General features: G+C 49.1%; 2 protein-coding genes and 1 pseudogene. 1 reads left to right on the plus strand and 2 read right to left on the minus strand.

Annotated elements, in window-relative coordinates:
• Both VIN66_RS11635 and metB read right to left on the minus strand, forming a co-directional pair.
• Positions 1-653: pseudogene (locus tag VIN66_RS11635) on the minus strand (homoserine dehydrogenase); the annotation flags it as partial.
• Between the two features lie 6 nt (positions 654-659).
• Positions 660-1,919 carry a cystathionine gamma-synthase gene (gene metB / locus VIN66_RS11640; protein ID WP_331924148.1) on the minus strand — a complete coding sequence of 420 codons (1,260 nt, stop codon included), beginning with the start codon at positions 1,917-1,919 and terminating at the stop codon, positions 660-662.
• A gap of 181 nt (positions 1,920-2,100) precedes the next feature.
• Between metB and metJ the strand changes: the two genes are divergently transcribed.
• The gene (gene metJ / locus VIN66_RS11645) at positions 2,101-2,436 is read left to right on the plus strand and encodes a met regulon transcriptional regulator MetJ (protein WP_027670223.1); all 336 of its coding nucleotides are present in this window, start codon (positions 2,101-2,103) and stop codon (positions 2,434-2,436) included.
• Positions 2,437-2,488: the final 52 nt, after the last annotated feature.

The following is a 2,488-nucleotide window of genomic DNA, read 5'->3' on the forward strand; positions in this document are numbered from 1 at the left end:
ACTTCAGCAGCATTTACCAAAGCACCAACCAGCGTGGCCGAATAATCGCTGCCATTGCGGCCGAGGGTAATACTGCGGCCTTTTTCGTCACGCGCAATATAGCCGGTCACAACATGAATATGCCCCGCGACTATGAGCTCATCCAGCAAAGCGGCAGATTGATTAACGTCAGGCTGATGCTGCTTTAAACGCAAAAAATCACGTGCATCCAGCGCTATAGTATTCAGCTGTCGTTGTTGCAATACAGCACTTAGCAAAGTGGCAGATAAACGTTCGCCTATCGCCAGTACATCGTTATAACGTTTCTGTGCCAGCGCATCCGGTACCTCTGCCAACCAGTGTTTCAGTTTAACGCTGACTTCAGTGGCGTCAGCTGCAGGCAATGCCGCAGTAATAAGCTGCTGCAACTGTTTTTGTAAAGCAGACAACGCCTGGTCGCGGCAGGCGGCATCGTCGGCACAGGCAATAATATGCAGTAAAGCATCTGTCGTATCACCCGGTGCGGAGACAACAACCCACAGTTGGTGTTGTGGATCCTGCTGCTGAATAATATCGGCGACGGCGCTAAACCGGGCGGCACTGGCTAAGCTGCTGCCGCCAAATTTATGGACCTGAGCGACATTTATCCGGGTTTGAGTTGCATTTTTAAGCATGTTTTTCTACCAGAAAGCACTGAGTGCCGGGTTTAACCGGAACTGCTGTTGTTCATCGGCCGAGTTTGCTGCAGCAGGCGCGGCCTGGTTAGCCGTGTTTGCGACAGCACCGGCCACTGCATTGAACGCCTGCTGTAAATCCGTTAACAGATCATCGACATTCTCAATACCAACTGACAGGCGGATTAAAGTCGGGCCGATGCCAGCGGTTTGCTGGGCAGCAGCGTCCATAGAAGCATGCGTCATACTGCCGGGGTGACAAATCAGGCTTTCAATTCCCCCCAGTGACTGCGCAAGCGTAAAAAGACGTAACGCGGAAAAAAATACCGGCAGTACACTGACATCCGCAGCAAGATCAAAACTGCACATAGCTCCAAAGCCAGTTTGCTGTGATTTAGCAATAGCATGACCGGGATGATCTTGCAGCCCCGGATAATACACTCTGGCAACCAGCGGCTGCTCGCGCAGAAACGCCACAATTTTGGCAGTATTATCTTGCTGCAAACGCAAACGCGGCTCCAGCGTTCGTAAACCGCGCAGCGTCATATAGCAGTCAAAAGGTGCACCTGTGATCCCCAGGCAATTTGCCCACCACTTAAATTCATCCGCCAGTTTCAGCTCTTTGCATACCAGCACACCACCAACAATGTCACTGTGGCCGTTGATATACTTGGTAGTTGAGTGCACAACAATATCAGCCCCTAACGCCAGCGGTTGCTGCAATAGCGGCGATAAAAAGGTGTTATCGACCACCACCAGTGCCGCTAAACTTCTTGCCAGTTCACAGACAGCTTTAATATCGGTAATTTGCAACAAAGGGTTTGATGGCGTTTCCAGCCAAATCATCTTTGCCCCTGTCGACCGGATTTGCTCTGCCCAGCCAGGCTGCTGAAAGTTAACAATAACTAATTTGAAAGCGTGTTTGCGCTGCGCCAGATTAGTAAACAGGCGATAGCTGCCGCCGTAGCAATCATGCGGGATAACCAGAGTATCGTCCGGTGTCAGCAACTGCAGCGCAAGTAAGCAGGCAGACATACCGGTACTGGTAACAATTGCTTTAGCGCCGCCTTCAAGTTCAGCCAGGGTTTCGGCCAGTAAATCCCTTGTCGGGTTATTTGAACGCGAATAATCGTATTGGCCCGGCTGCTTAAAAGCTTTTAATTCATAGGTTGAGGTTAAATACAGTGGCGGCGTCACTGCGCTAAAAGCAGTGTCCTGGGCTATGCCGGCACGGGCAGCAATGGTCGCGGCTTGACGCTTTGACATGGGAAACCTCATTTAGATGTTTAGACGTCTAAAAGTATAATGATAGAAATAAAGATGTCAAACCATTTAGCCGTCTATAATGATTATTTACTGCACACTATTTGACTGAGCGGCATAACAAGATAGAATTTCGGCACTTGCGCAAGCAATACAACATAATGACTAAATACAAGGTAACCATATGGCTAAGTGGAATGGGGAATATATTCACCCGTACGCGGAACACGGTAAAAAATCAGAACTGGTAAAAAAAATCACCGTATCTATTCCGCTGAACGTATTAAAGGTACTGACCGATGAACGTACACGCCGCCAGGTAAATAACCTGCGACACGCGACCAACAGCGAATTGCTGTGCGAAGCGTTTTTACACGCCTTTACCGGCCAGCCACTGCCCGCCGATGAAGATTTACGCAAAGACAACCCACATCAAATTCCGACAGAAGTGCGGCAGATCCTGACCAGTATGGGGAAACCTATCCCGGTTATTATCGAAGCTGACAGCGATGAAGAATAAGCTGATAACCGAGTATAAAAAAACCGCCTGAAGGCGGTTTTTTATTTTATAA

Source organism: Rheinheimera sp. (assembly GCF_036568245.1).
In the GTDB taxonomy this organism is placed as follows: Bacteria; Pseudomonadota; Gammaproteobacteria; order Enterobacterales; family Alteromonadaceae; genus Alishewanella.